The sequence below is a fragment of the Shewanella rhizosphaerae genome, from assembly GCF_019457655.1.
Classification (GTDB): domain Bacteria; phylum Pseudomonadota; class Gammaproteobacteria; order Enterobacterales; family Shewanellaceae; genus Shewanella; species Shewanella loihica.
On record NZ_CP080420.1, the window covers coordinates 1968113 to 1992636 of the forward strand.

At 50.0% G+C, this 24524-nt stretch carries 27 protein-coding genes and 1 riboswitch; of the genes, 23 read left to right on the forward strand and 4 right to left on the reverse strand.

Translation table 11 applies throughout. The annotated features are described in order from the left end of the window. The first annotated feature begins 175 nt into the window (after positions 1 to 175). The 17 genes from cctA to K0I63_RS08930 all read left to right on the forward strand — a co-directional run bounded on the left by cctA (position 176) and on the right by K0I63_RS08930 (position 13120). Positions 176 to 526, forward strand: a complete 351-nt coding sequence (cctA, locus tag K0I63_RS08850; protein WP_011865523.1) for a tetraheme c-type cytochrome CctA — start codon at positions 176 to 178, stop codon at positions 524 to 526. Between the two features lie 415 nt (positions 527 to 941). After that, entirely contained in the window at positions 942 to 1472 is a 531-nt protein-coding gene (locus K0I63_RS08855; RefSeq protein WP_220083182.1) for a curlin, read from the forward strand. Between the two features lie 338 nt (positions 1473 to 1810). Further along, complete coding sequence (locus tag K0I63_RS08860) at positions 1811 to 2437, forward strand: LuxR C-terminal-related transcriptional regulator (RefSeq protein WP_144198940.1); 627 nt, start codon at positions 1811 to 1813, stop codon at positions 2435 to 2437. Then, positions 2434 to 2901, forward strand: a complete 468-nt coding sequence (locus K0I63_RS08865) for a curli production assembly/transport protein CsgE (protein WP_220083183.1) — start codon at positions 2434 to 2436, stop codon at positions 2899 to 2901. Before K0I63_RS08860 ends, K0I63_RS08865 begins: the two co-directional genes overlap by 4 nt. Before the next feature lie 14 nt (positions 2902 to 2915). Further along, positions 2916 to 3335 carry a curli assembly protein CsgF gene (locus K0I63_RS08870; RefSeq protein WP_220058368.1) on the forward strand — a complete coding sequence of 140 codons (420 nt, stop codon included), beginning with the start codon at positions 2916 to 2918 and terminating at the stop codon, positions 3333 to 3335. 2 nt (positions 3336 to 3337) lie between these two features. Continuing rightward, a complete protein-coding gene (locus K0I63_RS08875) occupies positions 3338 to 4186 on the forward strand; it encodes a CsgG/HfaB family protein (RefSeq protein ID WP_220058367.1) in 849 nt (282 codons plus the stop codon). Positions 4187 to 4416: 230 nt separating this feature from the next. Further along, on the forward strand, positions 4417 to 4968 hold the full coding sequence (locus K0I63_RS08880; RefSeq protein WP_220083184.1) for a hypothetical protein: 552 nt from the start codon (positions 4417 to 4419) through the stop codon (positions 4966 to 4968). A gap of 261 nt (positions 4969 to 5229) precedes the next feature. Continuing rightward, positions 5230 to 5580 carry a purine nucleoside phosphoramidase gene (gene hinT / locus K0I63_RS08885; protein ID WP_011865530.1) on the forward strand — a complete coding sequence of 117 codons (351 nt, stop codon included), beginning with the start codon at positions 5230 to 5232 and terminating at the stop codon, positions 5578 to 5580. Positions 5581 to 5610: 30 nt separating this feature from the next. After that, entirely contained in the window at positions 5611 to 6108 is a 498-nt protein-coding gene (locus K0I63_RS08890) for a PaaI family thioesterase (RefSeq protein ID WP_011865531.1), read from the forward strand. Beyond that, entirely contained in the window at positions 6105 to 6569 is a 465-nt protein-coding gene (locus tag K0I63_RS08895; RefSeq protein ID WP_220083185.1) for a PaaI family thioesterase, read from the forward strand. Before K0I63_RS08890 ends, K0I63_RS08895 begins: the two co-directional genes overlap by 4 nt. Positions 6570 to 6599: 30 nt before the next feature. Continuing rightward, positions 6600 to 6989, forward strand: a complete 390-nt coding sequence (locus K0I63_RS08900) for a YcfL family putative periplasmic lipoprotein (RefSeq protein ID WP_220083186.1) — start codon at positions 6600 to 6602, stop codon at positions 6987 to 6989. A 128-nt stretch (positions 6990 to 7117) separates the two neighbouring features. Beyond that, positions 7118 to 7238: riboswitch (TPP riboswitch) on the forward strand. 72 nt (positions 7239 to 7310) lie between these two features. Beyond that, positions 7311 to 9452, forward strand: a complete 2142-nt coding sequence (locus K0I63_RS08905; protein ID WP_220083187.1) for a TonB-dependent receptor — start codon at positions 7311 to 7313, stop codon at positions 9450 to 9452. Between the two features lie 64 nt (positions 9453 to 9516). Then, complete coding sequence (locus K0I63_RS08910; RefSeq protein WP_220073734.1) at positions 9517 to 9777, forward strand: YkoF family thiamine/hydroxymethylpyrimidine-binding protein; 261 nt, start codon at positions 9517 to 9519, stop codon at positions 9775 to 9777. A gap of 36 nt (positions 9778 to 9813) precedes the next feature. Next, a complete protein-coding gene (gene pnuC, locus K0I63_RS08915) occupies positions 9814 to 10461 on the forward strand; it encodes a nicotinamide riboside transporter PnuC (protein ID WP_144198952.1) in 648 nt (215 codons plus the stop codon). A 39-nt stretch (positions 10462 to 10500) separates the two neighbouring features. After that, entirely contained in the window at positions 10501 to 11640 is a 1140-nt protein-coding gene (locus tag K0I63_RS08920) for a phosphotransferase (RefSeq protein WP_220083188.1), read from the forward strand. Between the two features lie 245 nt (positions 11641 to 11885). After that, on the forward strand, positions 11886 to 12476 hold the full coding sequence (locus K0I63_RS08925; RefSeq protein ID WP_220083189.1) for an HvfX family Cu-binding RiPP maturation protein: 591 nt from the start codon (positions 11886 to 11888) through the stop codon (positions 12474 to 12476). Positions 12477 to 12571: 95 nt separating this feature from the next. Then, positions 12572 to 13120 (forward strand): NAD(P)H nitroreductase, encoded by a 549-nt coding sequence (locus tag K0I63_RS08930; protein ID WP_220073736.1) that lies wholly within the window; start codon positions 12572 to 12574, stop codon positions 13118 to 13120. Between the two features lie 257 nt (positions 13121 to 13377). Here the strand turns inward: K0I63_RS08930 and K0I63_RS08935 are convergent, their stop codons facing one another. Both K0I63_RS08935 and K0I63_RS08940 read right to left on the reverse strand, forming a co-directional pair. Further along, on the reverse strand, positions 13378 to 14109 hold the full coding sequence (locus K0I63_RS08935) for an oxygen-binding di-iron domain-containing protein (protein WP_220083190.1): 732 nt from the start codon (positions 14107 to 14109) through the stop codon (positions 13378 to 13380). 40 nt (positions 14110 to 14149) lie between these two features. Beyond that, a complete protein-coding gene (locus K0I63_RS08940) occupies positions 14150 to 14767 on the reverse strand; it encodes a hypothetical protein (RefSeq protein ID WP_011865541.1) in 618 nt (205 codons plus the stop codon). A gap of 76 nt (positions 14768 to 14843) precedes the next feature. On the opposite strand from K0I63_RS08940, the gene K0I63_RS08945 reads away from it, so the two are divergent. From K0I63_RS08945 to K0I63_RS08965, 5 genes are all read left to right on the forward strand, one after another. Next, entirely contained in the window at positions 14844 to 15347 is a 504-nt protein-coding gene (locus K0I63_RS08945) for a GNAT family N-acetyltransferase (RefSeq protein ID WP_220058358.1), read from the forward strand. 202 nt (positions 15348 to 15549) lie between these two features. Further along, positions 15550 to 16155 (forward strand): GNAT family N-acetyltransferase, encoded by a 606-nt coding sequence (locus K0I63_RS08950; RefSeq protein ID WP_144198964.1) that lies wholly within the window; start codon positions 15550 to 15552, stop codon positions 16153 to 16155. A gap of 26 nt (positions 16156 to 16181) precedes the next feature. Next, positions 16182 to 16634 carry a GNAT family N-acetyltransferase gene (locus K0I63_RS08955; RefSeq protein WP_011865544.1) on the forward strand — a complete coding sequence of 151 codons (453 nt, stop codon included), beginning with the start codon at positions 16182 to 16184 and terminating at the stop codon, positions 16632 to 16634. 47 nt (positions 16635 to 16681) lie between these two features. Continuing rightward, positions 16682 to 17080 carry a hypothetical protein gene (locus tag K0I63_RS08960; protein ID WP_220083191.1) on the forward strand — a complete coding sequence of 133 codons (399 nt, stop codon included), beginning with the start codon at positions 16682 to 16684 and terminating at the stop codon, positions 17078 to 17080. Between the two features lie 135 nt (positions 17081 to 17215). Further along, positions 17216 to 17605, forward strand: coding sequence for a hypothetical protein (locus tag K0I63_RS08965; protein ID WP_220058355.1), 390 nt, complete (start codon positions 17216 to 17218; stop codon positions 17603 to 17605). A 315-nt stretch (positions 17606 to 17920) separates the two neighbouring features. Here the strand turns inward: K0I63_RS08965 and K0I63_RS08970 are convergent, their stop codons facing one another. Then, on the reverse strand, positions 17921 to 18157 hold the full coding sequence (locus tag K0I63_RS08970) for a hypothetical protein (protein ID WP_220045009.1): 237 nt from the start codon (positions 18155 to 18157) through the stop codon (positions 17921 to 17923). 970 nt (positions 18158 to 19127) lie between these two features. Here K0I63_RS08970 and K0I63_RS08975 point away from each other — a divergent pair. Then, positions 19128 to 20438 carry a hypothetical protein gene (locus K0I63_RS08975; protein ID WP_220083192.1) on the forward strand — a complete coding sequence of 437 codons (1311 nt, stop codon included), beginning with the start codon at positions 19128 to 19130 and terminating at the stop codon, positions 20436 to 20438. A 1159-nt stretch (positions 20439 to 21597) separates the two neighbouring features. Here the strand turns inward: K0I63_RS08975 and K0I63_RS08980 are convergent. Continuing rightward, on the reverse strand, positions 21598 to 24366 hold the full coding sequence (locus tag K0I63_RS08980; protein ID WP_220083193.1) for a hypothetical protein: 2769 nt from the start codon (positions 24364 to 24366) through the stop codon (positions 21598 to 21600). Between the last annotated feature and the right edge of the window lie 158 nt (positions 24367 to 24524).

Here is a 24524-nt window from a genome sequence, read left to right on the forward strand (position 1 = left end):
GATATTTGATTAAGTGCACATTTTTAAGCAGTTGCTATTGTTAGTATGCCCGCAAGAGAAATTTGCCTATTTGCAAAACCTTAGCTATTTTAAGCTAAGTTGTGCAATTAGGAACAAGGCACGATGGGATATAACAACTACACCCACATCGCCAAACATAAGAGAGGAAATTATCGTGAGCAATAAAATTCTAAGTGCGTTATTTGGTGCTGGTTTGGCGGCGCTAGCCTTGTCTCCAGCGGCAATGGCTGAGCCTCAAGAACTTGCAGAGATGCATGCTGAGATGGAAGGCTGTGAAGCGTGTCACGCCAATGGTGAACCATCTGCCGATGGTGCTCACGAATTTGAGCAGTGCCAAAGCTGTCACGGTACGCTAGCCGAGATGGACGCAGTGCATAAGCCACACGACGGTAATCTGATGTGCGCCGACTGTCACGCGCCGCACGATTCAAACGTGGGCGATCGCCCAGCCTGTGATAGCTGCCACGACGATGGCCGTACCGCAGACTCTGTATTGAAGAAATAAGATTTTCATTACAGGATAATCGACAAACACCGGCAGCTTGCTGGTGTTTTTGTATCTGTCATCGCCAACCTTATAGCTGTCCCACCACTCGTGGCTGGAATATTAGCCAGATCTGCGAGTTCAACTCTCCATTTATCATTAATCGATTCCATTAGCCCATGCCAACGGTGCACAGTTTCTGCCAAAAGGCGGGTGGCTGATAAGCCTTCACTAGCCTGCGGGCTTTATCACCGCCCTCATCTCTAGATCCAATTTTGTTCGATTTTCCATTAGTAGAAAAGTATTAGTCTTGTGTCCTGAATAGATACTTTGTCTAGCGGGACTTCATACTCTTTGTGGACGTAAGTCCTTCGTCTTAGATAGATAATCTTGGCCATAAAAACAGATAGGTGCGCCATGGATGGAAACAAAATTGATGCAAGCAGTCTTTAAGGCCGGGCATGTTGCCTGGCGCCGGGCAATCAGCCGATTGTTCTTGTTAGCGATGCTTTTTGCTGGCTTGCCTGTGTGGGCAGATGATCTCAGTAGTCTTGATGAGTTGGCTCAGGGGGATAATGCTAGCATCATGCAGCTTGGGGATGCGCTGCAGGCCGACATCACCCAAAGTGGCGAGGCGAACCGCGCCTTGTTTACCCAATTTGGGGTGGCCAACAGCGCCGAGTTGCAACAGCAGGGGATCGGCAATCAGGCGTATCTGCTACAGCAGGGGGAGGCGATAGAGGCCAGACTGTTGCAGGTGGGGGTCAACAACAGCCTGATCGCCAGTCAACTTGGAGCGAACCTGTCTCTGGTAGCAGAGCAGCGGGGCAGCGATAACCAGGCCTATGTGCAACAGAGCGGTTATGACAATGAGGTCAGCATCTATCAAAACGGTTCGGGTCATGGGGTGATTGTGACTCAATGGGGGAATGCACAGCGGGCAAGTGTGACTCAGGGATATCGTTAGGGAAGGTGCGAACAAGTCGTCGCAAAGCCCCGCAGGGCGAGGCTTACAGCGGTATTTGCTGCGTTACAGTTCATGCGAAGGACTAGGGCCATTCGCTGCAAACTGTGCCTTGCATCTATCCACTTTAAGCACACGCAGAGCAAGCACGGGACTTATTCGCACCTTCCTTAGCAGTAAGGCGATGAAAGATAAGGTGAAGGGAGCTCGCCTCAAACAGATATTCTGGTAGGGCTTGATAAAATTGGCGCAATTAAGATGTTATTTTTAATTCTATAGTTGTTATTATATGTGTCGGTTTAATGGAATACGCTTATAACTAGCGACATGGAGTGAGCAGGATGTTCAAAGTGATAAATTGGGTAGTGGTATCGCGATCGCAACTGTTGATTGATCTGTTGGAGACGCGTTGGCCCCAGGAGTTTCTGGTTAAACTGGCTAAGGTCACCCCCGAGAGTGTTGAAGTGACTATGAGTGAAGGGAATTACTCTTTGGTCGTTATCGATCTCGCCACCATAGATGTGCAGCGTGCCTACCAGGTACAAAAGCAGATCGAGAAGCGCCACAGCGCCCGCGTGGTATTCTTGCACTATCCGAAACAGATAGATGCAAGATTCTTAATTTCCCCCATTACCGCCGCCGTCTTTTATGGCGATGCTTCCCTTGAGCATATAGGCAAGGCCTTAGCCAATGTGCTACGCGGCCAAACGGTGATCCCACATGCTTTGTTGTCGGCTTCTGCGGATCAGGAGCAACTCGACGGCGCCGATAACCTGACGATTCGTGAGCGAGAGGTGCTGCAGGCATTACTCTCGGGTAGCACCAACGTGGATATCGCCAATCAGTTGTTTGTTAGCGAGAGCACCATCAAGACGCATCTCTATCGTGTGTTTAGAAAGATTGGTGTCTCAAGTCGTGGACAGGCTATTGCCTGGGCACAGACTCATCTGCATGAGGTTCAGCAGTGAAATACCTGGGCCGCTTGCTCCTGTTAGCGGCCTTTTCGGCTCCTGTTTATTGTCAGGGGCCCGATGTCGATGAAGGCAGCAAGCTGGCGGCGCAGAGCACGAGTGACGCACCGCCTAGGCGGGAGTCTGATCTCATCGATGGACTGATCCTCAACCGCGCGATGACCCGCGTCGGACACAGATTTTATCGTGAATTTGTCGCCGCCTATCGAGATATCGGCGGCATGACGGAGCACGGTGGACTGAGTATTGTCGAGCTGGCCACTGCGCGAAGTGGTAGCAAGATCAGCGTGTTACACAATCGCAAACCTATCTTTGTGACTGTGGTGTCACCGGCGAGCCGGCAGTTGGATAAGCTGGCGGAGCAGGTGGCCAGGCGCGTCGACAGTATATTGAAGCAAAACAAGAAACAGGCTAGCTGGGCTCAGTGGTTGGATCCCGATTTAGCGCCTGATGAATTCTAATAGGGACATTTTCAATGAATCAAGCTAAGTCTTTTCGACCGATAGCCCTGCTATTGGCAGGTGCGTTCAGCCTGAGCTCTCAGGCGACGCAGCTTATCTATACCCCAGTGAATCCCAATTTTGGTGGCAGTTATCTCAATGGCTCCTACCTGTTGGCGAACGCCTCGGCGCAGAACGATCACAAGGGTGGATCAGGTTATACGCCCCCCAGTGCCCTCGAGCGCATGGCTAGTTCCCTTGAGTCTCGTCTGATGAGCCAACTCTTTAACGATGCGGCCAATGGCGGTGAGGGCTATCTCAAGACCACGGACTTTGAGATACAAGTGGTCAACGAAGATGGCATGCTGCTGGTGCATATCACCGACCTGTTAACCGGCGAAACCACTGTGATCGAAGTTGGTGGGTTGAGCGACAGTTCGAGTGTGGGTGGCTAACGATGAAACCTTTGTTGATGGCCGCTGGCCTGTTATTTCTCTCGGCCTGTTCTAGCACAAGTGATCTCGAACAGGTACAAGCCTCTTCGAGTCTAATGCCTAAGGGCGAGAGCTACTATGATCTCATTAATCTGCCTGCGCCCCAGGGGGTGATGCTGGCAGCCGTGTATGATTTTCGCGATCAGACAGGTCAATATAAGCCAATTCCGTCGAGTAACTTTTCTACCGCCGTGCCCCAGAGTGGCACAGCTTTTCTCGCTCAGGCGTTGAATGATTCCAGTTGGTTTATTCCCGTCGAGCGTGAGGGGCTACAGAATCTACTTACAGAACGTAAGATCGTCAGGGCCGGCCTTAACGGCGATGCCAACAAGCTGCCTCAGCTCAATTCGGCGCAGATCCTGATGGAAGGTGGCATAGTCGCCTATGATACCAATGTCAGAACCGGCGGTGCCGGTGCCCGCTACCTGGGCATTGGGGCGGCAACTCAGTTTCGTGTCGATACAGTGACAGTCAACCTGAGGGCGGTGGATATTCGCACCGGACGTTTACTGAGTAGCGTGACCACTACTAAGTCTATCTTGTCCAAAGAGATCACCGCCGGGGTGTTTAAGTTTATCGATGCCCAGGAGCTGCTTGAGTCTGAGCTTGGCTATACCTCAAATGAGCCCGTGAGTCTGTGTGTAGCATCTGCCATCGAAAGTGCCGTAGTGCATATGATTGCCGATGGGATCTGGAAAGGTGCTTGGAATTTAGCCGATCAGCCCAGTGGTCTGCGCAGTCCAGTGTTACAAAAATATTGGTTAGAAGCCCATTCCGAGGCCAGGGTGCGAGCAAAAATCAATCAAAGCTAAGGCTGTTTTTGCTTTGTGTCATACTTTGCTATGCATGTATGCATAGCGCTTAGCACTTTTGTATGATGCCGGCGAGTTCAAATTTAACATCTATATTACCTAAGGTTAACTTTGGTTAACCTTTTATTTTTTATAGGTTTTTAATTGTGTTTGGTTTCGTGTCGCAGCCCAATAGGGTAGAATTCGTCAAGTTTTTGACTTGCTGAATAGGTACGATGAAGAAGTTAGCATTGTTAGTAGTGTTAGCGCCGCTTTATGCACATGGAATGGCGCCTTTTGGGCTGAACTGGGGTGAAGGCGTCAGCCAGTATGGCGAGGTCAAACGCCAGGGAGATGAGCTTCGGGTTGAAACCCATGTATTACCTAAGTCTTTGTCTCTAGCCAATGACTATGTGCTCTATGCCGACAAGCAACATGGGCTGTTAAAAGTCACCATGACGAGTAAGAAGTATGGCTTGTATGATGATGACTATAAAGAAGATTTCAATTTTATTAAGCAATCACTGCTCGATACCGGCTATCAAACCACAGAGTTCATTGGTAGTGAGATGAGTTCTTACAGATGTGTGTTGCAGGGAAGCTGCTACGGCAAGCGCTGGTATGGCTTTACCGACGATGGCACCAATGTGTCATTGGAGCAGGTGGCCAAGACCCGCCAAGATGCCTATATAAAGTTAACCTTCAAGGCGCCCAAGTTATTGCAGATCGAAGCCGAGCGCGAGGATCTCAAGCAGCTTAAACAGCAAGATAAGATGAACAGCGATAGATTAGCATTCGATTAAATAGTCGCTAACATCGATGGGGTGGTCGGCCGTGTTCAGCGCCGTGCTGCTAATTACGCTGCCGCCTAATTTCATAGCGCCCACTTTTCATAGCCCCGCTTTTTATAGGGTCCACTTGGTTATCCAGGTGGGCTCTTCCATTCTCCGAGCTAAAAAATCATCACTCGTTGATTGAGTTAACTCCTTTATTTATATGATGGATCACAAACAGCTTATTTGTGAGTATACTGACAGGATTAACGTCATATCGAGGATAGTGCAATGGCCGAAGAGACCATTTTCAGTAAAATTATTAGACGCGAAATTCCCGCCGATATCCTGTACCAAGATGAATTGGTCACCGCCTTTCGTGACATTCAGCCTAAGGCGCCAACCCATATTCTGATCATCCCCAATCACCTGATCCCGACGGTTAACGATGTCAAGGCATCGGACGAGAAGGCTCTGGGGCGCATGATGACGGTAGCGGCCAAGCTGGCCGATGAAGCCGGCATCGCAGAGGATGGGTATCGTCTCATCATGAACTGCAACAAGCATGGCGGCCAGGAAGTCTTCCATATCCATATGCACCTGTTAGGCGGTGATTTCCTGGGGCCGCTAGTGTCGCGTTAATCCCAGACTATTCTTGGACTGTGTAGAGTAATGAAGACAAACCCTGATTTTTTCCCGCTGACCGACTTGGCGACCCGCTTCGTCGGTCAGCTAGTGCAGTGTCGCAGACTTGGGCTCAGTGTGCTCGAAGCCAGCGAGCAGCATGTGCTGATCGAGCTGCCCTACAGCAGTGAGCTTATCGGTTACCCAGACACAGGCGTGATACATGGCGGGGTGATCACCACCCTGATGGACACCGCCTGCGGCACAGCCGTGGTCTGCAATATCTTCGATAAGTACAAGTCGCTGGAGTTGTCGCCGACGCTGGATCTGCGGGTCGACTATATGAAACCTGCCGAACCCAACAAGAGCGTCTATGGCTTTGCCGAGTGTTACAAGCTCTCTTCGAGCGTGGCCTTTACCCGCGCCATCGCCTATCAGGATTCTATCGATGATCCTATTGCCCATGCGGTGGGTTCTTTCATGCGTATCAGCCCCGAGATGGTGGGTGACGCCTTCAGACAGGCCTTGATGGGAGAGGGGAAATGACTATGGTCACGCCAGAAGCCAATCAGGCATTAAACGTCAAAGATATCGTCAAGAAGGCCACGGAGCTGAACGATTTTGGTCACCTGCTGGCGCATGTTCCATATGCTAAGTTTATCGGCATGCAGGTGGCGCGCTTCGGTGACGAGCTGGTGTTTCACTTGCCGAAGAAAGATGAAAATATCGGTAATCCAACCCTGCCAGCCATTCATGGCGGTGTGATCGCAGGATTCATGGAGATGTCGGCGATCGTGCAGCTTATGGTGTTTATGCAGACCACCAAGGTGCCAAAAATCGTCGATTTCTCAATCGATTACCTGAGAGCGGGCCATCACAGAGATAGCTTCGCCGAGTGTAAGATCACCCGTCAGGGACGCCGTGTGGCGAACGTAAACATCAACTGCTGGCAAACCAACCGTAAGGCCTTGATTGCCACCGCCCGTGCCCATTTTCTTATCGAATAGATGTTAAGGTGTAGCGTAAGGAGAATAGTGATGAACAAAGGATTAGTGTTAGGCTGCTTGTTGCTGGGACTGAGCGCCTGTGCGCCCCATACCGGCGGCATCATGACCAGCTCCACCGGTGAGGTTCGGGTCGATAACGGCTCCTTCCAGTCAGATGTGGATGTCAGCGCGGTGACCGCCCAAGCCGAGGCGGGTTTCTTGAGAGCACGAGGCACCATCATCAGTAAGTCGCCAAAGGATCAGCGCCTGCAATATAAGTTCACCTGGTACGATATCAATGGCGCGACGGTAGAGGATGAGGGGGTGAGTTGGAAGTCCCTTAAGCTTCATGGCAAGCAGCAGATGCAAGTGACGGCGCTGTCGCCCAATGCCACCGCGGTACGTTGTGAACTCTATGTGCGAGAGGCCATTTCCAATTAAAAATCGCTTTCAGGAATGAGTCGAGCGAATGATTTGATGAAAACGTCAGCAATGCTGGCGTTTTTTTATGGATCACGCGCAAATATTGCGTTAAAAATGTCAACTCTTTGTATGAGTCATGTATAATCGGCCTCGCCAAGGGGTGTTAACGCCAAGCCATAGCTTAGCGATTGACTGAGATGTCCGCGGGACGAACCCTTAGAACCTGATCCGGCTAATACCGGCGTAGGAATGGGCCACATCACTAGATTTAACACAATCTGTCTGTGCATTCTTTCTCGCTTTCTTAAGTGCCGGATCTCAATATTGATTTGAGGTCCTATGTTTACATTAAAATCTTATTCACCCATCGCCCTTGCCGTCGCGGCGGCGTTAACTCATACCAGCCTGATGGCGAGCGATACGCCGCCAGCCAACGACGAGATGGAAGTGATTGTCGTCACCTCCGATTTTCGCCAGTCTAGCCTGGACAAGATGCCCTCTAGCATCAGCGTCATAGATCAACAGCAAATTGAGGATGAGGGCGCCCAGCACTTTGAAGACGTACTCAACGGCATCGCCAACTTCAACTGGTCTGGCGGCAGCTCGCGGGCGAAATATTTCCAGATCCGTGGTGTGGGCGAGCAGGAGGAGTATCAGGGCGCACCTAACTCTTCGGTTGGCTACATCATAGACGACATCGACATGTCGGGCCTTGGGATGATCTCCAGCATGTATGATCTGCAGCAGGTCGAGGTGCTTCGCGGTCCACAGGGCACGCGTTATGGCGCCAACGCCTTAGCCGGTCTTATCTACCTTAAGAGTAACGATCCTACCTCGGTATTTGAGCATGGCGCCGAGCTGCAACTGGGTGACGATAACCTGCGCACTTATAGCGGCTTCAGCTCAGGTCCGTTGAGTGATTCGGGCAAGCTTTTGTATCGCGTATCGCTGCAGCAACATGAGCAGAACGGCTATCGCGACAACCTTTACCTGGGCCGAGATGACACCAACGGCAGAGATGAATTTACCGGTCGCATTAAGCTGCGCTGGTATGCCACTGACGATTTGGTGGCCGATCTCAGCCTGATGCACGCCGACTTTAACAACGGCTACGATGCCTGGACATTGGACAACAACGGTTTCGATACCCTCACAGATGAGCCGGGTGTCGACAAGCAGCGCACCACGGGTGGCTCGCTTAAGTTGACTTACTCAGGCGCCGACAGCTTCGAGCTGGTCTCACTAAGCTCAATGGCTCAGAGTGATACTCACCACGGCTACGACGGCGACTGGGCCAACCCAGAGTTTTGGGCGGCCCGCAGCTGCGAAGGTGAACCTTGTCAGTACGACTACACCTGGAACAAGCTGGGTGACAGAACCACGCTGTCTCAGGAGTTTCGTCTGAGCTCTACCGAGGCGGGACGTATCTTCAATGGCAGCACCGATTGGTTGGTGGGCGTCTATGGTCTGAGACTCACAGAAGACAACGACACTCTCGAAGTCTATAACGGCTGGGAAGACAGACTTCTGGCCGAATATGAAGCGACTAACTTGGCAGTTTTCGCCCAGTTAGACAGCGACTTAGGCAATGGCTACGCGTTGTCAGTGGGTGCCCGTCTGGAGCGCCGCGAGAGCGATTACAGCGACTCGGACAAAGATGCCTTCGAGCCCTCAGAGAACATGTGGGGCGGTCATATTGCCCTGAGCAAGACCCTCAGTCCAGGCCAACAAGCCTATGCCCGTATCGCCCGTGGCTACAAGGCGGGTGGCTTTAACATGTCGCTGCCGGCTTCCCTGAGCGATAAGAAGGAGTTCCAGGCCGAGACTCTGTACAACTATGAGCTGGGCCTCAAGTCGGAGTGGCTAGATGGCGACGCGACCACTCACTTCTCGCTGTTTTACATGGACAGACGCGATCAGCAGGTCTCTGCCTCGCAGCAAAACCCTGACGAACCACAGAAGTTTATCCTCTACGTCGAAAACGCCGGTAGCTCACACAACTACGGCGCCGAGCTGGAAGCCAATTGGTATGCCACTGATAATCTTAAGTTATACGGCACGCTAGGCTGGCTAGAGACCGCCTACGGCGATTACGCCTATCAGGATAAATACGGTGGGTTGGTGGATCTCACTGGCCGCGAACTGGCTCACTCACCTAATCTTACCTATAGCGCCGGGGCGACCTATCGCAGCGATCTGGGTTGGTTTGCCAATCTGACTACCAGTGGTAAGAGCGAGTTCTACTACTCAGACAGCAACGACTCTAAGTCAGAACCCTATACTATCTTCAATGCCCGTGTCGGCTACGAGACAGAGACCTGGTCGGCTTATCTCTGGGGTCGTAACCTGTTTGATGAGAAGTATGGCGTGCGCGGCTTCTATTTCGGTAACGAGCCGGATAATGGCTGGGCCGATAAGCAATATATCCGCTACGGCGATCCTCGCCAGTTAGGTGTCACTGTCAACGTCAAGTTTATGTAATTGGCGCTTTGCTGTTGCTAATCGTTGTAGGGGCGGGCAGGGCTCGCCCCCTTAAGGAGTTAAGATGAAATTAACCGCTGAAATCAGCATGTATCCCCTCAAGGATAGCTATATCGATCCCATCAAGTGGTTCATCGGCCGCGTTGACACTTACACCAATATCGAGCGCCGCACCAATGCCATGGCCACTCAGGTGTGCGGCGAATATGGCGAAGTGATGCAGATGTTGGCCACCGAGATGGAAGCCGCTCACGAGAAGTGGGGCAAGGCGGTCTTCGTGGTCAAGTTTATCGGTGGCGAGCTGGACCTGTCCCATCAGGAATAGGGCCTTAAGGCGCAATTAGGGAGCGACACACATCCTATGATAGATTTCTGGTCCGCATTGGTCAGCACCTTGACCCAGGCCTTCGAGCAGGCCAATGCCATGACGGCGTGGGAGGCTGTTGCCGTGGTCTTGGCACTGGCCTATCTGGCGCTGGCGATGCGCGGCAACATCTGGTGCTGGGCGGCTGCCTTTGTCAGCACCGCCATCTACACCTTGCTGTTTTGGGAGGTCTCCCTGCTGATGGAGTCGCTGCTCAACGTCTACTACATGGCGATGGCTGGCTACGGTTTCTGGCTGTGGCGCTATGGCGGCGGTGAAGATCACGGGGTCGAGGTGGTCAGCTGGTCGCTTGGGCGGCATCTCTACCTGATCGTCGCGACAACCGTGGTTTCCCTGGTGGTCGGCCATTTGATGGCAACCCACACTCAGGCATCGTACCCCTATCTTGACGCGGCAACCAGCTGCTTTGCGGTGATGACCACCTATCTGGTGGCGCGCAAGGTACTGGAGAACTGGCTCTACTGGGTGGTTATCGATTTTGTGTCCATCTACCTCTATCTTAACAAGGGACTGATGCTCACCTCTATGCTGTTCATCTTGTATGTGGGCATGGCGATAGGGGGCTATTTCCTATGGCGCACCAGCATGCAGCAGCCAAGTCAGGGTGACTACTCCTATGACTAGGGCGAGTCTTGCCGTTCTGTTCGTCGAGGCTGAGATCTGATGTCGGCTGACGGTAGTGCTGACGCGAATAGCACCTTGCTAGCGCGCCTGAGCGTTAGCCTTCCCGAGGCGGTTAAGTTGCAGCTCTCCGAGCTTGGCTGTCCACTGAATGAGAGCACACAGATACAGGTGCTCTCGCGGGGACTGAGCAACCAAAACTATCATCTAAGCCGCGATAACCAGCAGCTGGTGCTGCGGGTCAACAGTCAGGCCAGCAGCCAGATCAGCGCCCGCGACCATGAGGTGGCCAACTGGCGCCTAGCAGAAGAGCAAGGCCTAGCGCCAGCGCTCTTGTATGTGGCGCAGGGCAACAGTTGCTATCTCAGCCATTTTATCGACACAGGCGAAGATTGGAGCCGTTTGATGACGGCCAACCCCGCCCATCCGCTGCAGGATGAGTGCGTCACCCGGCCAGATGCCGAGGGGTTGCTGCTCGAGCTGCTCAAGGGGCTAGCTCAATTGCCGTTGCCCAAGAATCCCATTTCGGTGACAGAGCAGTGGCAGAGCTACATTGGCCAGCTAGAGATGATTGCCGAAAGCCTAGATGCGGCGAGCACAGATAAAGCCAGTCTTGATGCGGTAGGGAGCACGGATCTGCCCATATCCTATCTCGAGCCTTGGAAGACGCGATGGCAAGCGCTTAAGGCGCACCAGGAGCGAGTCGATGCCGTGCTAGAGCAACTTAATGCCTGTGAGTTAGCGCCACAGTATAGCCATAGGGATCTTAACCCCCACAACCTTCTGATGAGCCAGGGAAAGCTCTGGTGTATCGATTATGAATACGCCTGTAGCTCCCACCCTTTGGTGGATCTTGCCAGTGTGCTGGCAACCCACAGACTCTCTAGTGAGCAGCGCCACTGGCTGATCCTCGGCTACCTGAATGGCCATCCTAAGCTCAACGACAAGGCGCTCGCGGCCATTCCCAGTGCCTTGGCGCTTTACTGGTACTTCGCCGCCTGCTGGGCACTGTTGATGGCAAGTCAGGGCGAGGGCATATTGAAGCAGACAGTGCAGAAGGCAGTGCTGCAGTCAGTGGAGAACGCAGAGCCGCAGAAGCAGGGCGAGTCAGATGCCAGCCTGCCACATAGCGTGAGCGACTACCTGCAATGTTTCGATGATTTCATGGTGCTGGTGGGTTAACGAGCCGTTTTTCGTCCGATTCTGTTTCCGAGTCTGTTAATCCGTCAGGGTTAACGCATTCCAACAATTTTGTCTCTCTTCTATCCTTCTTTATTTCAAGTTAACTGTTTCGTTTCGCTTGTCTCATCTCGCCTGTTCATCTCCTCCAGGACATAGCTTTTTTTACCTTTGTTGATCCTTGCTGAAATTTAAATGATTAGCTAAGGGTCTATTAGGTAATGACAAAATAATGAGAGAGTGAGGTTATGCAGAAACTGTACGCTAAATTTACCCAGGGGATCGCCCAGCTCGACGGTGTCGCCGCCTTGGCACTTAGGCTCTATTTGGCGCCCGTGCTGATGCAGGCGGGTTACAACAAGCTGTCGCACTTTAGCGACACGGCGGCCTGGTTTGGTAACGCCGAGTGGGGCCTGGGTCTGCCCATGCCTGAGGTGATGGTGGCCCTGGCGGCCGGCAGCGAGTTTGTCGGTGGCTTCTTGCTGATCCTGGGCTTGGCCACCCGGTTGATCTCTATTCCCTTAATGGTCACCATGGCGGTGGCTGCCTTTAGCGTGCATTGGAAAAACGGCTGGTTGGCCATCGCCGATCCCAGCTCCTGGCTGGCCAACGAGCAGGTGATGGCCTCGGCGGAGAAGCTCGCAGCGGCTAAATCTTTGCTACAAGAACATGGTCACTATGAGTGGCTGACCTCCTCGGGTAACTTTGTGATCCTTAACAACGGTATCGAGTTTGCCGTTACCTATCTGTTTATGCTGTTTGCCTTGTTGATCATCGGCGGCGGACGCTATACCAGCTTGGATTATTGGATTGCCCGCAAGTATCAGCCCAAGGTTTAACCCGGCGTCATCAAGTGTAAATCCCACTGTTTTAGTGGGATTTTTTTTGCCAATTTGCTACCCTCGAGTTCGGTATTAATGACAGGATAATCTTTGTGGATGCGATCGAACTTCTGTTGACACGGCAGTCTTGCCCCAGACTAGTCGCCCCGGCGCCCGATGCGGCGCAGCTTACACAGATCTTAAACGCCGCGGTGCGAGTGCCGGACCATGCAGGCCTCACCCCGTGGGAATTTATCGTCGCCGAGGGCGATGGCCTAACGCGCCTGGCTGACCATTTTGTCGAGGCGATGGAAAAAGAGGGTGGCGATGAGGCTGCGGTCGCTAAGGCCGCCAACATGCCGATGCGCGCCCCCATGGTGGTCACGGTAGTGGCCAAGGTAACCGAGCATCCTAAGGTGCCGGTACTCGAGCAGCATATCGCTGCGGGCTGCGCCTGTATGGCGATGCAGCAGGCCGCCTTTGCTCTTGGACTGGGCGGCATCTGGCGCACCGGCCCCTTGGCCTTTAATCGTCATCTGCATCAGGCCTTGGGTCTGGGCGAGCAAGATCAGATAGTGGGCTTCCTCTACCTGGGTACGCCCGCGGTGAAGGCGCCGTTAAAGCCGCAGAAATCGGCCGACTCTGCGGTGCGTTACCTCTGATAAGGGTGATAGCAAACGAAATTGTGAAGCCAGGTACTATAGCTTCGACTTTGGTCGGGTTTACAGGGCAGTAAAAACTGGCAAAGTGAGGGGAGCCTGCATCCTACCTATGCAAGGTTTTCACCCTAAGTGATTGTGTTGCCCGCTTGCTGCGGGCATTTTTTTGTCTGTCAAAAGAGGGGAGCCAGATGTTGCCGCTAACCCCCATCCTGAACGCCTTTTCTATACTCTTATCCTACTCTTACCCATATTCTTATCTATACCCCAACACCCACATTCAGGTTCTCGAACCAGTCGAGGAACTGCTTTACCTGGGGACCGCGGAAGATCCGACCGTGCTGAGGGCAGAGGTATTGAATATCCAGCTTGCGTACCCGCTTTATCCAATCATTCTTGGCACGGTTTGATGGCATCCACCTCTGATGAAAGTAGGCCATCTTGGCGCAGTGTTGCTCGAAATCGTCCACATAGATATCGGCCTGGGGATCCTCCAGCGCCGCGCCGATATCGCCGCTCATCAAGACCTTAGTCACAGGGTCGTAAACATGAAAGTTACCCGAGGCATGCAGGTAGTGAGCTGGAATAAATTGCAGCTCAACTTGATCAAGGCTCACGCTACCGCCGTTGTCGGCGATGGGTTCGTAGCTGATGTTATTCATGCCGAAGTGGCGGATGAACCCCTCCCATAGCCAGGGAGAGTAGAGCTTGGCCTTGGGCAGGGTCTGATCCCACAGGCCGAGTGACGAGATGATGTCTGGGTCCTGGTGGGAGGCAAACAGATGGGTCAGCTGGCTCAGGGGGATATGCTTGACGATATTGGCCAGCATGGCCGCAAACAGCTCTATGCCGCCGGGATCCATCAACAGGGCGTGATGGCCGCTCACCACCATGTATTGGTTGGTGTCGATGATCTTATCGGGTTTCTCGGGGTCGCGACCGAAGTAGAGCCATTTGTGGGTCGGGGTTTCGATGATCAGCTCACTCTTCATGGTGCGACTCCTTGTCGTTAGCTTTTCGGTAAAAGGGGGATCAGGGGGCTGTGTTGCCAAACAGGGTAATGGCATGGTCGACCCGGCGACGGATCAACTGCGCCACATCATCCACCCGGTTGGCCACGTCGTTAAATATGGTCTGGTTGGCGGTATCGACCCGGCATGCCTCGATGCGGCAGATGGAGGCCAGTATGTTGGCGGTGCGCAGGTTACGTTTCAACTCAAACAGCTGGTTTTCCATCTTGTCGATGAGACGATCAAACTCCTGTTGTAACTTGCTGTGGTGGGCCTGAGTCGCGGCGACGGCCGGGTTGATGGTGTCGCCATAGGGCGCGCCATTGGCCTTGAGCTTTGCCTGCTGAAAATGATTCAGCGCAACCGCCGCCCGGGCTGTCTCTGTGGCGAGACGACTGGCCTGGTGGGCCAGTTGATTGATGTCGGTGGCCGCTTTCATAGTGTAGGAGGCCAGATCGTCGATGAAGCCGGTTAACGCCTTGAAACCGAGCGCCGCATTGCCCACCCGCGCCGAGGCTGCCTGGGCGTTGCTGGCGGTAAGATTTATCTGTTTGCAGTAGCTAAGTGTCTGATTGAGCTCGGCGGCGACCACTGCCGCAATGACATGATATTGACTGATTTTCGGCGCGTGTTGTGTCATTAGAACCACTTCCTATGTAGAACCAATCACAGTATAGTCGAGATCACCCAATGCGAAAGTAACCTAGGAGAATGAATTGCTTACCCTAGAAACAGAGCGTCTCGTCTTACGTGAAATGACAGTAAAAGACGCCCCCTTTATGCTGACCCTGCTCAACAGTCAGGGCTTTCTCGACAACATAGGTGATCGCGGCGTGCGCACCCTGGCGCAGGCGGAAAACCACCTCATCGAAGGGCCGATCAACAGCTATCAGGAACATGGCTATGGCATGTATTGCATCGAGCTCAGGCAAAGTGGCGAGCCTGTCGGCGTGGCCGGCCTGGTGAACCGCGAGCAGCTGCCCGGTATCGACCTTGGCTATGCCCTGTTGCCGGAATTTTTAGGTAAGGGCTATGCGGTCGAGGCCAGCCGCGCCGTGTTAGCCCATGCTAAGGCGCTCAGACTCAGCAGCCTGCTGGCGATAGTGAAAGAACGCAATGGTCCCTCACGGGCGCTGCTTGAGAAGCTCGGCTTCGAGTGTCAGGAGCTTATCGCCTGGGGCGAGGGCGACGAAGTATTACTTTACAAGATAACACTTTAATTAAATTGGCTATTTTGTTAGCGTGTGTATTAGCAATCTTGTGATCTAGCTTGTAACCAAACTCAGAAACTACCTGGTCACAGTCTTGTAAAAAGCAGTCTTGTACAAAAGTCATCGCGAGTAAACAGGGCCACAGGCTAGGCAGGCAATTTCATCTATCGGTCATATGGCTTTGTTATAACAAACCCATTGGAGCATCAACATGAGTCAGGACGCATTGAGAGGCTGTTTAAGTGGTGAGCGTGTGGTGTTAGAGCCGCTGCAGGAGGAGCATATTCCTGCCCTGTCCATCGCGGTCAGCGACGGCGAGCTGTGGAACCTCTGGTACACCTCGGCGCCCCATCCCGATGAGATGAAGACCTATGTCGAGCAGGCCCTGGCCAGCGAGCAACGCGGTGAGGCCTTGGCCTTTGCCGTCAGAGATAGGCACTCGGGGCAGATTGTCGGCTGTACCCGCCTGATGTCATGGGATCAGACCCACAGACGCATAGAGATAGGCCATACCTGGTATGCCAAGAGCGCCCAGCGCACTGGGGTCAATAGCGAGTGTAAACTCCTGCTGCTCACCTACGCCTTCGAGACCTTAGATGTGATTGCGGTGGAATTTCGCACCCACTGGCACAATCAGCGTTCCCGCGAAGCGATCACCCGCCTGGGGGCCAAGCAAGATGGCGTGCTGCGCAATCACCGCATTCTGAAAGACGGCACCATAAGAGACACTGTGGTCTACTCCATCATCGCCTCAGAGTGGCCAAGCGTGAAGCAAAACCTTAAGTTTCGAATGCGTCAGTATCTAGAAAACCAATAAGTTAACCAAAATATCAGGGAGGATAAATGTCGGGAGAATTACGCAGGGCTAGTTTGGAAGATGCGGCCGTTGTCGCGGGTCTGTTTAACGAATATCGTCAGTTCTATGGTCAGGCAAGCGATATCGACCTGGCCAACAAGTTTATCAATGCCCGACTGGCTCGCAAGGATGCGGTGATCTTCTTGATGTTAGATGCTCAGGGCAATGGCCTGGGCTTTTGTCAGCTTTATCCCAGTTTCAGCTCTATCCATGCCCGCGCCAACCTTATCCTGAGTGACCTCTATGTCACCCAGCATGCCCGCTGTGTCGGGGTAGGGCGGCGATTGATGACGACCGCCATCGATTATGCCAAGGCCAAGGGGATCGCCTCGATCTTTCTCGAAACCCATAAAGATAACCATCAGGCCCAGGCCCTGTATGAGTCACTCGGCTTCCAGCTGGAGCAAGAATTTTTAGGCTATAACCTTGATATTCAGTGACATCTAAAGTAGAAATGGTTCAAACTCATTGCTCAAGGACAGTATTGATGCGCAAGACTCTCACACTTTCGCTATTCGCCCTCATGGCCAATAGCGCCGTTGCCGCCCCATCAGAAGCCGAATTGGCATTTAACAAAGAGGTGCTGGAGTGCGCCGCCTATTACCAAATTGCCTCAGAGACCATTTCAGGCATGAATGCGCCGCAGATGAAACCAGTGGGCGAAAGGCTTAAGCAATCTGGCGAAGATGCCGTGACACTGGCGAAGAAGTATCAGGAAGCCGATAAGGTGGAGCAGCAGCTAGCGGCAACCGTCGCCGAGCAGAAGGCCAGCCTGCCGAGCAATCACAACCTGGGTAGCCTGATGAACCGCTACAAAGGCCCTTGTCAGAAGCTGATGGCCAACCCGCAGGAGCGTCTGGACTACTGGATCATGGCGACCATGTAAGCGCCTCTGTCACAGACAAAATTTCAAGAAAAGAGTGCGCTGGCGCACTCTTTTTCGATCATGCATGAAACAGGGAATCGACTAGACTGGTCTAGATAAGGGTGATCTTTACTCGCCCGTTTTCATGGAGACTCGATGAACATCTATTTTCTCATCGCCGGCATCATCGCCATCTTGACCTGCGTCGGCCATTTTACCCTGGGGAAAAAACGTTTCTTAACCCCTATGCTTGAGGCGGATTTCGACCCCATCGCCAAATCTGTCATGCACTGCGTGTTTCACTACATCTCGGTGTTTCTGGTGCTCTCGGCGCTGGTGTTGTTGGCCTGTTCCTTCTCCATGGTGTCAAACATGCAAAGTTATGGGCTGCTGCTGTTTATCGCGCTGAACTTCGTGCTGTTTGCGGTCTGGCAGATCTACATAGGATACTTTGCCGAGATAAAGGGGGCATTTCGCTCCCTGTTTCAGTGGATCTTCTTCGCCCTAGTGAGCGCCTTTACCCTGGCGGGAATTTTTCTGGGTTGATCCTGAGAGTGCTTCTGGGAGAGTGCTAAGGTTTAGAACTAGAGTTTAGAGCTAAGGTTTAGAGCTAAGGTTTAAAACTTAGATTTAGAACTGGGATTTAGAACTGGGTGTGGCTGAAGTTATGAACTGGGCTTTAAATCTGGCTATGAATCTGGGAATCTGGCTTATAATCCAAAAGCAGACATCTTGGGGTGACTCTGGCATGAGCCAAAGGGTGAAATAGTGTCACCCCAAGATGTAATGGCAAGGCGAAACTTAGTGCGTGTTAGGCTGAGGTTGTTCACCGGTTTGTCGCTTTAAGTTCTTCGCTTGAGTTTATTCGCCCAGTGGCTCACTCGGCTCATAGCAAGAGTTGCTGGCCTGACAATCAGAAGCCTGGCTGCTGAGATAGTTAGCGTTCAGTGGCGGCTCATCATTTTTAAAGCTGGCCCACTCGCTCTTGATGGTGGACAGCCAGCCATCTTCTTCCTCCGCACCCAAATAGTTGGATACGTCGACAAAGGTCAGCCAGAAGGCATAGGCCACGATGGAATAAATTGTAAAGCGGAACATGATTTTCACCCTGGTGTCACTAAATTAGAAACGCACTATACGCCGCTTTTTTTAGGAAATAAACTGTCAATGTTTTGCCGCTTTTCAGTGTATCACTCTGCTGTGTAACCATTTGTATTACATGGCTTAAAATTTATTAAGCGCTTGCTTATGTATGTAAAAATGACGCTGTCATTTTATTAGCAAAGGATCTATTTTTTGACTCTGTTTGAATGGGAAGTGGGGGAGTTGGCATTGTTTTTGACGTGGGGGGGGGAGGCTGAGATGGGATTTTTAGGTGGTGATTTAGTGAGCGATTTCGGCGCTCATTTCGTTAGTTGTTAGTCCAGCGTATGCCTGTATTCGTGTCTACACATTGGAGTTGGAGGCCGTACCTTCATAGTAATCAATCGCCTGGTCGGCCGGTGTCGTACATGGAAGCACTAATGTCCTGATCAGAGGGATGTGAACATAGGAATGCGAAAGAGCAGAAGTGTACATATGTTGCAATTTTGTTTTCATTGGCGGTGAATTCGTGGTATTCAGTTTGCCTGTGCTCCAAGGTTATGCGTTCGTCCTTGATGAAATCCAAGGAAAACTCTGTATTTCGCACATTTATTATCAATCAAATTATTGACTTACACTGGGGCTTTTTAGTTAGTCGCACAAAAGGAACTTGAATTGACTCATATTTTGGCAAAAAAGCCATTTGTGGAAATGAAATGATCAAATCAATCCTTCCTTGCGGATGCTGAATCGTTACAACGCCCAGGAAAAAGGAAGATCAAGGGGAAACCGAATGTCTTTATCACCAGCTTTTTTAAGCCGGATCCATCGTCTGTACACAGGGGTGAGGAATTTCGCCCATTCATCGAAACCGGCATTCATAGTGCTGGCCTGCTCCATGGGCGCACTGCAGGGCTGTGACGGTAGTGAAAACGCTCCGACTGCGCGACTTACGGCAATGGAATCGTCTAACGTGCCCGGTCGAATGGAACTCGATGGAAGTTTTTCCGTTGCAGGCGGTGAGAGAAAACTGGTTGCTCATACTTACACAGTAAAAAACCTGGATACGGGCGAAACCGTCTATGGGCCGGTTACCATTGAGGGTGGGCCTAACCGGGGGCCGCTGAAAGTCCACCCCTACGCCGATACCGCCTCAACCAATGGTGTCAAAGACGTTTCGGGGAACTACCAGGCGACGCTCACCGTCATGGACGATGTGGGCCAGATGCACACCGCAGTGACAAATTTCGAACTGGGTGGAGCGGTTTCGTACGCTATCGAGGACTGTGATGCAACCTGTTCTGTTGCCCCCGGCAATTCAAACCAGGTGATTTGCAGCCTAAATACCAGCTGTAATCAAGCGGTTTTCTGGACCAACATTGCAACCCAGGCAAGTCCCCTCAACAGCGCCATAGACGAGAATACAACCTTATGGATACAGGCAATCGGCGCCGGAGGAGGTAACGGCACTAACAATTCAGTAGGCGGCGGGTCGGGAGAAGGCGGCAAAGGAGGCTTTGCCCAGATGGTAACCACAGGCACAGAGTATGGAAATATTTTCGGAAATGCGATTTTCTACTACTACTTGGGGCAAGCGGGAAGTCACGATAGCAGCGGAGGGGCCGGAGGCGCTGCCACGATCGTGACAAGCTTTGAGCCGAACGGCTCCCTGCCGCACAACGAGATAGTTCTGATCGCCGGCGGCGGTGGTGGTGGTGGCGAGGGCAGCGCCTTCTACAGCGGTTCTATGCAAGGCGGCGGCGGTGGCAACGGCGGCTTCGCGTATTCAAGCCAGGTTGGCAAATCGGCAACCGGCGTAGGCGCAAACGCGTTTTACGATGGCCTGCCTTCTTTAGATGGGTCTTGGTTCACCAATACCAACGGCATGGGCGGGGGCGGAACCGATTGCACGGAAGGCGTGGCCTGCGGGGGCGATGGCCATAATGGCGGGTATCAGGGATTCGGCGGAGCGTCGGGAGGTTCGGGTTCTGAAGGTTCAAAGGGCTGGATAAACGCTGGCCCCAATCTGGCGGTTAATGCCGGCAAAGGTGGCGAGGGCGGTAACCCGGCCACCTGCGGCGGTGGCGGCGGTGGCGGCGGCTATGGTGGCGGCGGCAGCGGTACCGTATATGGTACGGACGCTTCTGGTGGGGACGATTACCGATGCTATGGCGGTGGCGGTGGCGGTAGTTACGCGATGCCTTCAACCAGGACGGACAGCAAGGCCCCGACTTCCTATGCAGGAAACGCCGGAAACGGTGAAGTCCTTTTCATCTTCAACATCGATCCCTCATAGAAGGTGCCAGATAGGTGCTTGGCTTGAAAAGACATCAAGACTAGCAAGTCGACTCAAATCGTTTGAGTCTTTTGTCAAAAGCAACTAATAAATAAAGTGTCGCCTAGCCGACACTTTATTTGGCTGCTTAACAAGCCCGTCGCTTTAGTAAGTAAATTGCTCGGATGCGCACTATAGGAGATTTGAAGGTCGCACCTTCATGGCTATCTAACGCCTGCCCGGCGGGGGGATGTGCAGATACATCTGCTACACGCCGTGAATACTTCCTTGTAGGCTCGACGATGGCATCTGACCTACATGGATGTAGGAAATGCCAATAAATGTAGGGATCATTTTTGGTCCAGCCATCGACGTCCGCAGATGCATCTACACTCGGTATCTAACGTCTCTTTGATTTGGCGTCATTGGGTGCCCATTGGGGAGGAACATATGGCCACATTTGTATTTACAGGAAATTTGAAAGTCGCACCTCCATTGCAGTCTATCACCTGCGGTGGGCTTATGTGCAGATACATCTGCTACACGCCGTAAATCCATCCTTGGAGGCTCGACGATGGCATCCCTGCCATCGACGTCCGCAGATGCATCTACACTCGGTATCTAACGTCTCTTCGATTTGGCTTTATCTGTTACTCGCTGATACAAGCCATTATTTTTAAGGAGGAAACGCATTAAAATGTGACTATACGTGTTGAATGCCAACTATAAAATAGATTAAAGTATCACCAATTAAGGACAGAGCTAGGCCAACTCGAATCAAAGATCGACTACGCCATTCAGGGAATGAAAAAGCCATTCAACACGCTTCATTCGAATCCCTTAACAAGTTAACTCTGACCCCATTTATTTCAAAAAGTTAACTCTGACCCCCATTTATTTCCAAAAAGAAGATAAGAAACTTTTAGAGTAAAAAGCCACCTTCTGAAGAAGGGGCTTTGTATTAGCCCCCTCAAAGGGGGCCAAAAGCGTCTATTTATTTACCCAATCTATTTTTGGCTCTATTTAGCCTGCTTATAGCATTAGTAAAGTGATTACACCGCAACGTTCGATGGGTAACTGCATCTATCCATCAATGCGAATTACAGGCTAAGCCTAACTGATGATAACCACCTACTGAAGTAGGTGGTTTAGGGCTGAAAACAAAATTAATTTGTTAATCTCACCACTCAAGTCCAAAATCTGTAGAGTAAGCATAATGATCACTACCAAAGTGATCTGAGGAATCGTAATGTTCCGCCTCATAAAAGTGGGTGTTATCCTGCTTTAGATGGTCAAGCAGATATTTCATGTTCTCTTTCTTATTAGGACTCAAAACATCACACATTGCGTATAATGTTGTAAATGCTTCTTCAGGGATGATTTTATCAGCTCTAGTGAGTTCCTCTATAGTAGATTCAATATCATCAACGCTTTGCGCAAATAAACTGAACGCTCCTCTCCACCAATCTCGAACAATAATCGTACTAAGGTCAATTGTTCTATTGTCTCTCAATTCCAGTGATGCAAGGTGCTCTTGAAATCTAAAGTGACCAAATGATAGCTTTCCTGAAACTTTATCTCTAACTAAAACTGTACATGGTTCTTCTAACTCTTTTACACACTTTAAAATAAGCCCTGTTGTATATTTTGAACCAATTTTAACTTTTAGATTTTTAATGGCTTCCTCTTGGCTTATGGTTCGAATACCATGCGAATGCATTATCCAAGCAAGAGCTTTAGCGCACGAGAGCAGCTCATCGCTACCTAATTCTTGTCTTCGTATTTTTTTATTTGCATCGTACTTCCCAAGCAAAAGGCTTAAGCGTTCATTGTATATTTCAGATTCATTTGAAGGTGCTTTTATTCCTTTTTCAACCAATGCGCAAAGAATTGTTGCAACTAAAGGTGTTAATAAGTTTTCATGAAGTTTTGATTTTGAGATTTCATTCCAAAGATTTAATCCTTTGGTTTTGTTGTTAAACCAGCCGCAAATAAAACTCTTCAGCTGTTCAGGTGTGAATGGTAACAGCGTGATCCCTAAGAAATCAATTTCCTTTAGATAGCTGACGCAATCTCTGCTTGAAATAATCCATTGTGTTTTCTTATATTTGCTCTTGAAACTATTCATGGCATCTAAAACAATGGGGTAGTCAGTAACTATCTCATCTAACCCATCAAAAACAAGAGCAACTCCATCGTTTAAGTATGGTTTTATTCTGTCGGCATTATCAGAGTTAACACCTAGCCCATATGATAGCAGGATAATTGCATAAATTACTTCATTTAAATATTTAGAATCGGTTGATTTTGTTTTTTTTCTTTCCACACCAAGATCGGATAAACTTTGAACAACCCTGTTCAAACTACAAAATATTATTTTTCTCCCATTGATGGTTTCTTCGTAAGATCTAAAAAACATTTCAAGTGTTGTAGTCTTACCGACACCTGCTCCACCATAAATAGCAACGTCTTTTCCAGTGTAAAATATGTCGTGAGCAGATATTGAAACCCTGTCGGAATAACTATCCACCTCTTTTAGATAAATTATAGAGCTAAGAATTGATTCTTTCGTATAAATGCATTCGAAAAATTTAAGGCTAATTTCAACAGAGTCAAGTAGTCGACGAATCTCTGCCATGCTTGGGCGGATTTCACTATTTAGAGAACTGACACAAAGCCGATATTCATCTACACGTTGTGATATTTCATTTTCGAGTTGAGATGAGTTTAAACACACATAGTAGTATGGTTCAGGTATGATCTTCCCTTCTATTGATTTTACATATTCCTTTTGTTCCACAATGCTTTTTAACGACTCATGCATGAAGTCATATGTGTTTTTAATTAAATCTGCTGATTCTCTGTTTAGTTGAGAAAAGTCTATTTTATAATTTGATGCACATGACTTTATGTCGTCAATTTTTAATTTTGCACGAACTTTCTTTAAATTGATCGCTGCAATCTCAAGCATTTTTCTATTATGACTAGACTGTTTTTTTACTTCTGATTCTAGCCTGCCTAAAAGTAGATAGGACCTTGATTCAAAATCTTTAGTGATAGAAGATAAATGTTCAATTGATGAATGGTAAGCTAATTGGTTATCTTTGTTACTTTTTGAGTTGTATTTGACATCGTGTTCCTTGTATCTGTCTTCGATAGTTTGTATATCTTCATTTAGTATATCTAAATTAACCAAGCTAAGAATTTTTTTACGTTCTAATTTGAGATTTTCCCATTGTTCGCTACTTATAAGTTTAAAGTGTTTTTTCGTTACATTTGCTTTGTATGTAATAAGTACTCTACTATCAATTGAACCTACAAAAAATGATAGGTCACTGTAAAAATTACTAATATCGATAGAGTCACGCACAGAGCAAAGTGCTCCTAATAGTTCATGATTTCTATCGGTAGTACTTTTACTATTCGTATTCCAAATTTTATCTTCAAATGGTTCAAGCTTTTCTAAAAGGTCTGGATTGAACTCTTCAATATCTTTCAAAATCCGTACACAATCGTATAACTCCAACCAGCCCTTGTAATCATCATCAAAAAGCTCATCTTCCAGATCTTCTATGAACCGTTGAGTGATTTCATGCGGCGTTGCCATATAGATGTGATCGGGTTTAACTCGCTCTCCTGTTCCTTTTGTAAAACCTTTTGATTTTGCTTGTTGTAACTGTCTACAAAGCCGGGACAAATCATTTTGAGCTAAGGTTTTATTCTTGTTTAACTTTTTAGCTTGGACGTAGACAACATATTCACCTCGTTTTGGGGGCGGTAATATAGCTGTAGCAATCAAATCTCTACCACGCTCACTGGGCCCTCCATGAAACTCTACGCGGTCATAACCCATGGACTTAAATAAAGGAACTAAAACTTCTTTTGTAAAGTCATCTTCTTTGTATGACTGCATTGCCACAAAGTATTTTTCTTTCTGATTTCTTTCCATAGCCAGATCCAGATGAAAGTTTTTAAAAATTGTAACTAACTCACTAACTTACGTCCATAGGAAAGTAGAAACAAGTTAGATAATTCAGATAGATACTACTATCAAAGGATTTTTGCTCGATTAGTTTAAAATTCTGCAATTTGGAGAAAAGGGGTCAT

Excerpts from the sequence above, each read along its gene's own strand:
- K0I63_RS08855 (WP_220083182.1), top strand. The coding sequence starts at position 942 with ATGCAAGCAGTCTTTAAGGCCGGGCATGTTGCCTGGCGCCGGGCAATC.
- K0I63_RS08860 (WP_144198940.1), top strand. The coding sequence starts at position 1,811 with ATGTTCAAAGTGATAAATTGGGTAGTGGTATCGCGATCGCAACTGTTG.
- K0I63_RS08870 (WP_220058368.1), top strand. The coding sequence starts at position 2,916 with ATGAATCAAGCTAAGTCTTTTCGACCGATAGCCCTGCTATTGGCAGGT.
- K0I63_RS08875 (WP_220058367.1), top strand. The coding sequence starts at position 3,338 with ATGAAACCTTTGTTGATGGCCGCTGGCCTGTTATTTCTCTCGGCCTGT.
- hinT (WP_011865530.1), top strand. The coding sequence starts at position 5,230 with ATGGCCGAAGAGACCATTTTCAGTAAAATTATTAGACGCGAAATTCCC.
- K0I63_RS08890 (WP_011865531.1), top strand. The coding sequence starts at position 5,611 with ATGAAGACAAACCCTGATTTTTTCCCGCTGACCGACTTGGCGACCCGC.
- K0I63_RS08895 (WP_220083185.1), top strand. The coding sequence starts at position 6,105 with ATGACTATGGTCACGCCAGAAGCCAATCAGGCATTAAACGTCAAAGAT.
- K0I63_RS08900 (WP_220083186.1), top strand. The coding sequence starts at position 6,600 with ATGAACAAAGGATTAGTGTTAGGCTGCTTGTTGCTGGGACTGAGCGCC.
- K0I63_RS08905 (WP_220083187.1), top strand. The coding sequence starts at position 7,311 with ATGTTTACATTAAAATCTTATTCACCCATCGCCCTTGCCGTCGCGGCG.
- K0I63_RS08910 (WP_220073734.1), top strand. The coding sequence starts at position 9,517 with ATGAAATTAACCGCTGAAATCAGCATGTATCCCCTCAAGGATAGCTAT.
- pnuC (WP_144198952.1), top strand. The coding sequence starts at position 9,814 with ATGATAGATTTCTGGTCCGCATTGGTCAGCACCTTGACCCAGGCCTTC.
- K0I63_RS08920 (WP_220083188.1), top strand. The coding sequence starts at position 10,501 with ATGTCGGCTGACGGTAGTGCTGACGCGAATAGCACCTTGCTAGCGCGC.
- K0I63_RS08925 (WP_220083189.1), top strand. The coding sequence starts at position 11,886 with ATGCAGAAACTGTACGCTAAATTTACCCAGGGGATCGCCCAGCTCGAC.
- K0I63_RS08935 (WP_220083190.1), bottom strand. The coding sequence starts at position 14,109 with ATGAAGAGTGAGCTGATCATCGAAACCCCGACCCACAAATGGCTCTAC.
- K0I63_RS08940 (WP_011865541.1), bottom strand. The coding sequence starts at position 14,767 with ATGACACAACACGCGCCGAAAATCAGTCAATATCATGTCATTGCGGCA.
- K0I63_RS08950 (WP_144198964.1), top strand. The coding sequence starts at position 15,550 with ATGAGTCAGGACGCATTGAGAGGCTGTTTAAGTGGTGAGCGTGTGGTG.
- K0I63_RS08955 (WP_011865544.1), top strand. The coding sequence starts at position 16,182 with ATGTCGGGAGAATTACGCAGGGCTAGTTTGGAAGATGCGGCCGTTGTC.
- K0I63_RS08960 (WP_220083191.1), top strand. The coding sequence starts at position 16,682 with ATGCGCAAGACTCTCACACTTTCGCTATTCGCCCTCATGGCCAATAGC.
- K0I63_RS08965 (WP_220058355.1), top strand. The coding sequence starts at position 17,216 with ATGAACATCTATTTTCTCATCGCCGGCATCATCGCCATCTTGACCTGC.
- K0I63_RS08970 (WP_220045009.1), bottom strand. The coding sequence starts at position 18,157 with ATGTTCCGCTTTACAATTTATTCCATCGTGGCCTATGCCTTCTGGCTG.
- K0I63_RS08975 (WP_220083192.1), top strand. The coding sequence starts at position 19,128 with ATGGAACTCGATGGAAGTTTTTCCGTTGCAGGCGGTGAGAGAAAACTG.
- K0I63_RS08980 (WP_220083193.1), bottom strand. The coding sequence starts at position 24,366 with ATGGAAAGAAATCAGAAAGAAAAATACTTTGTGGCAATGCAGTCATAC.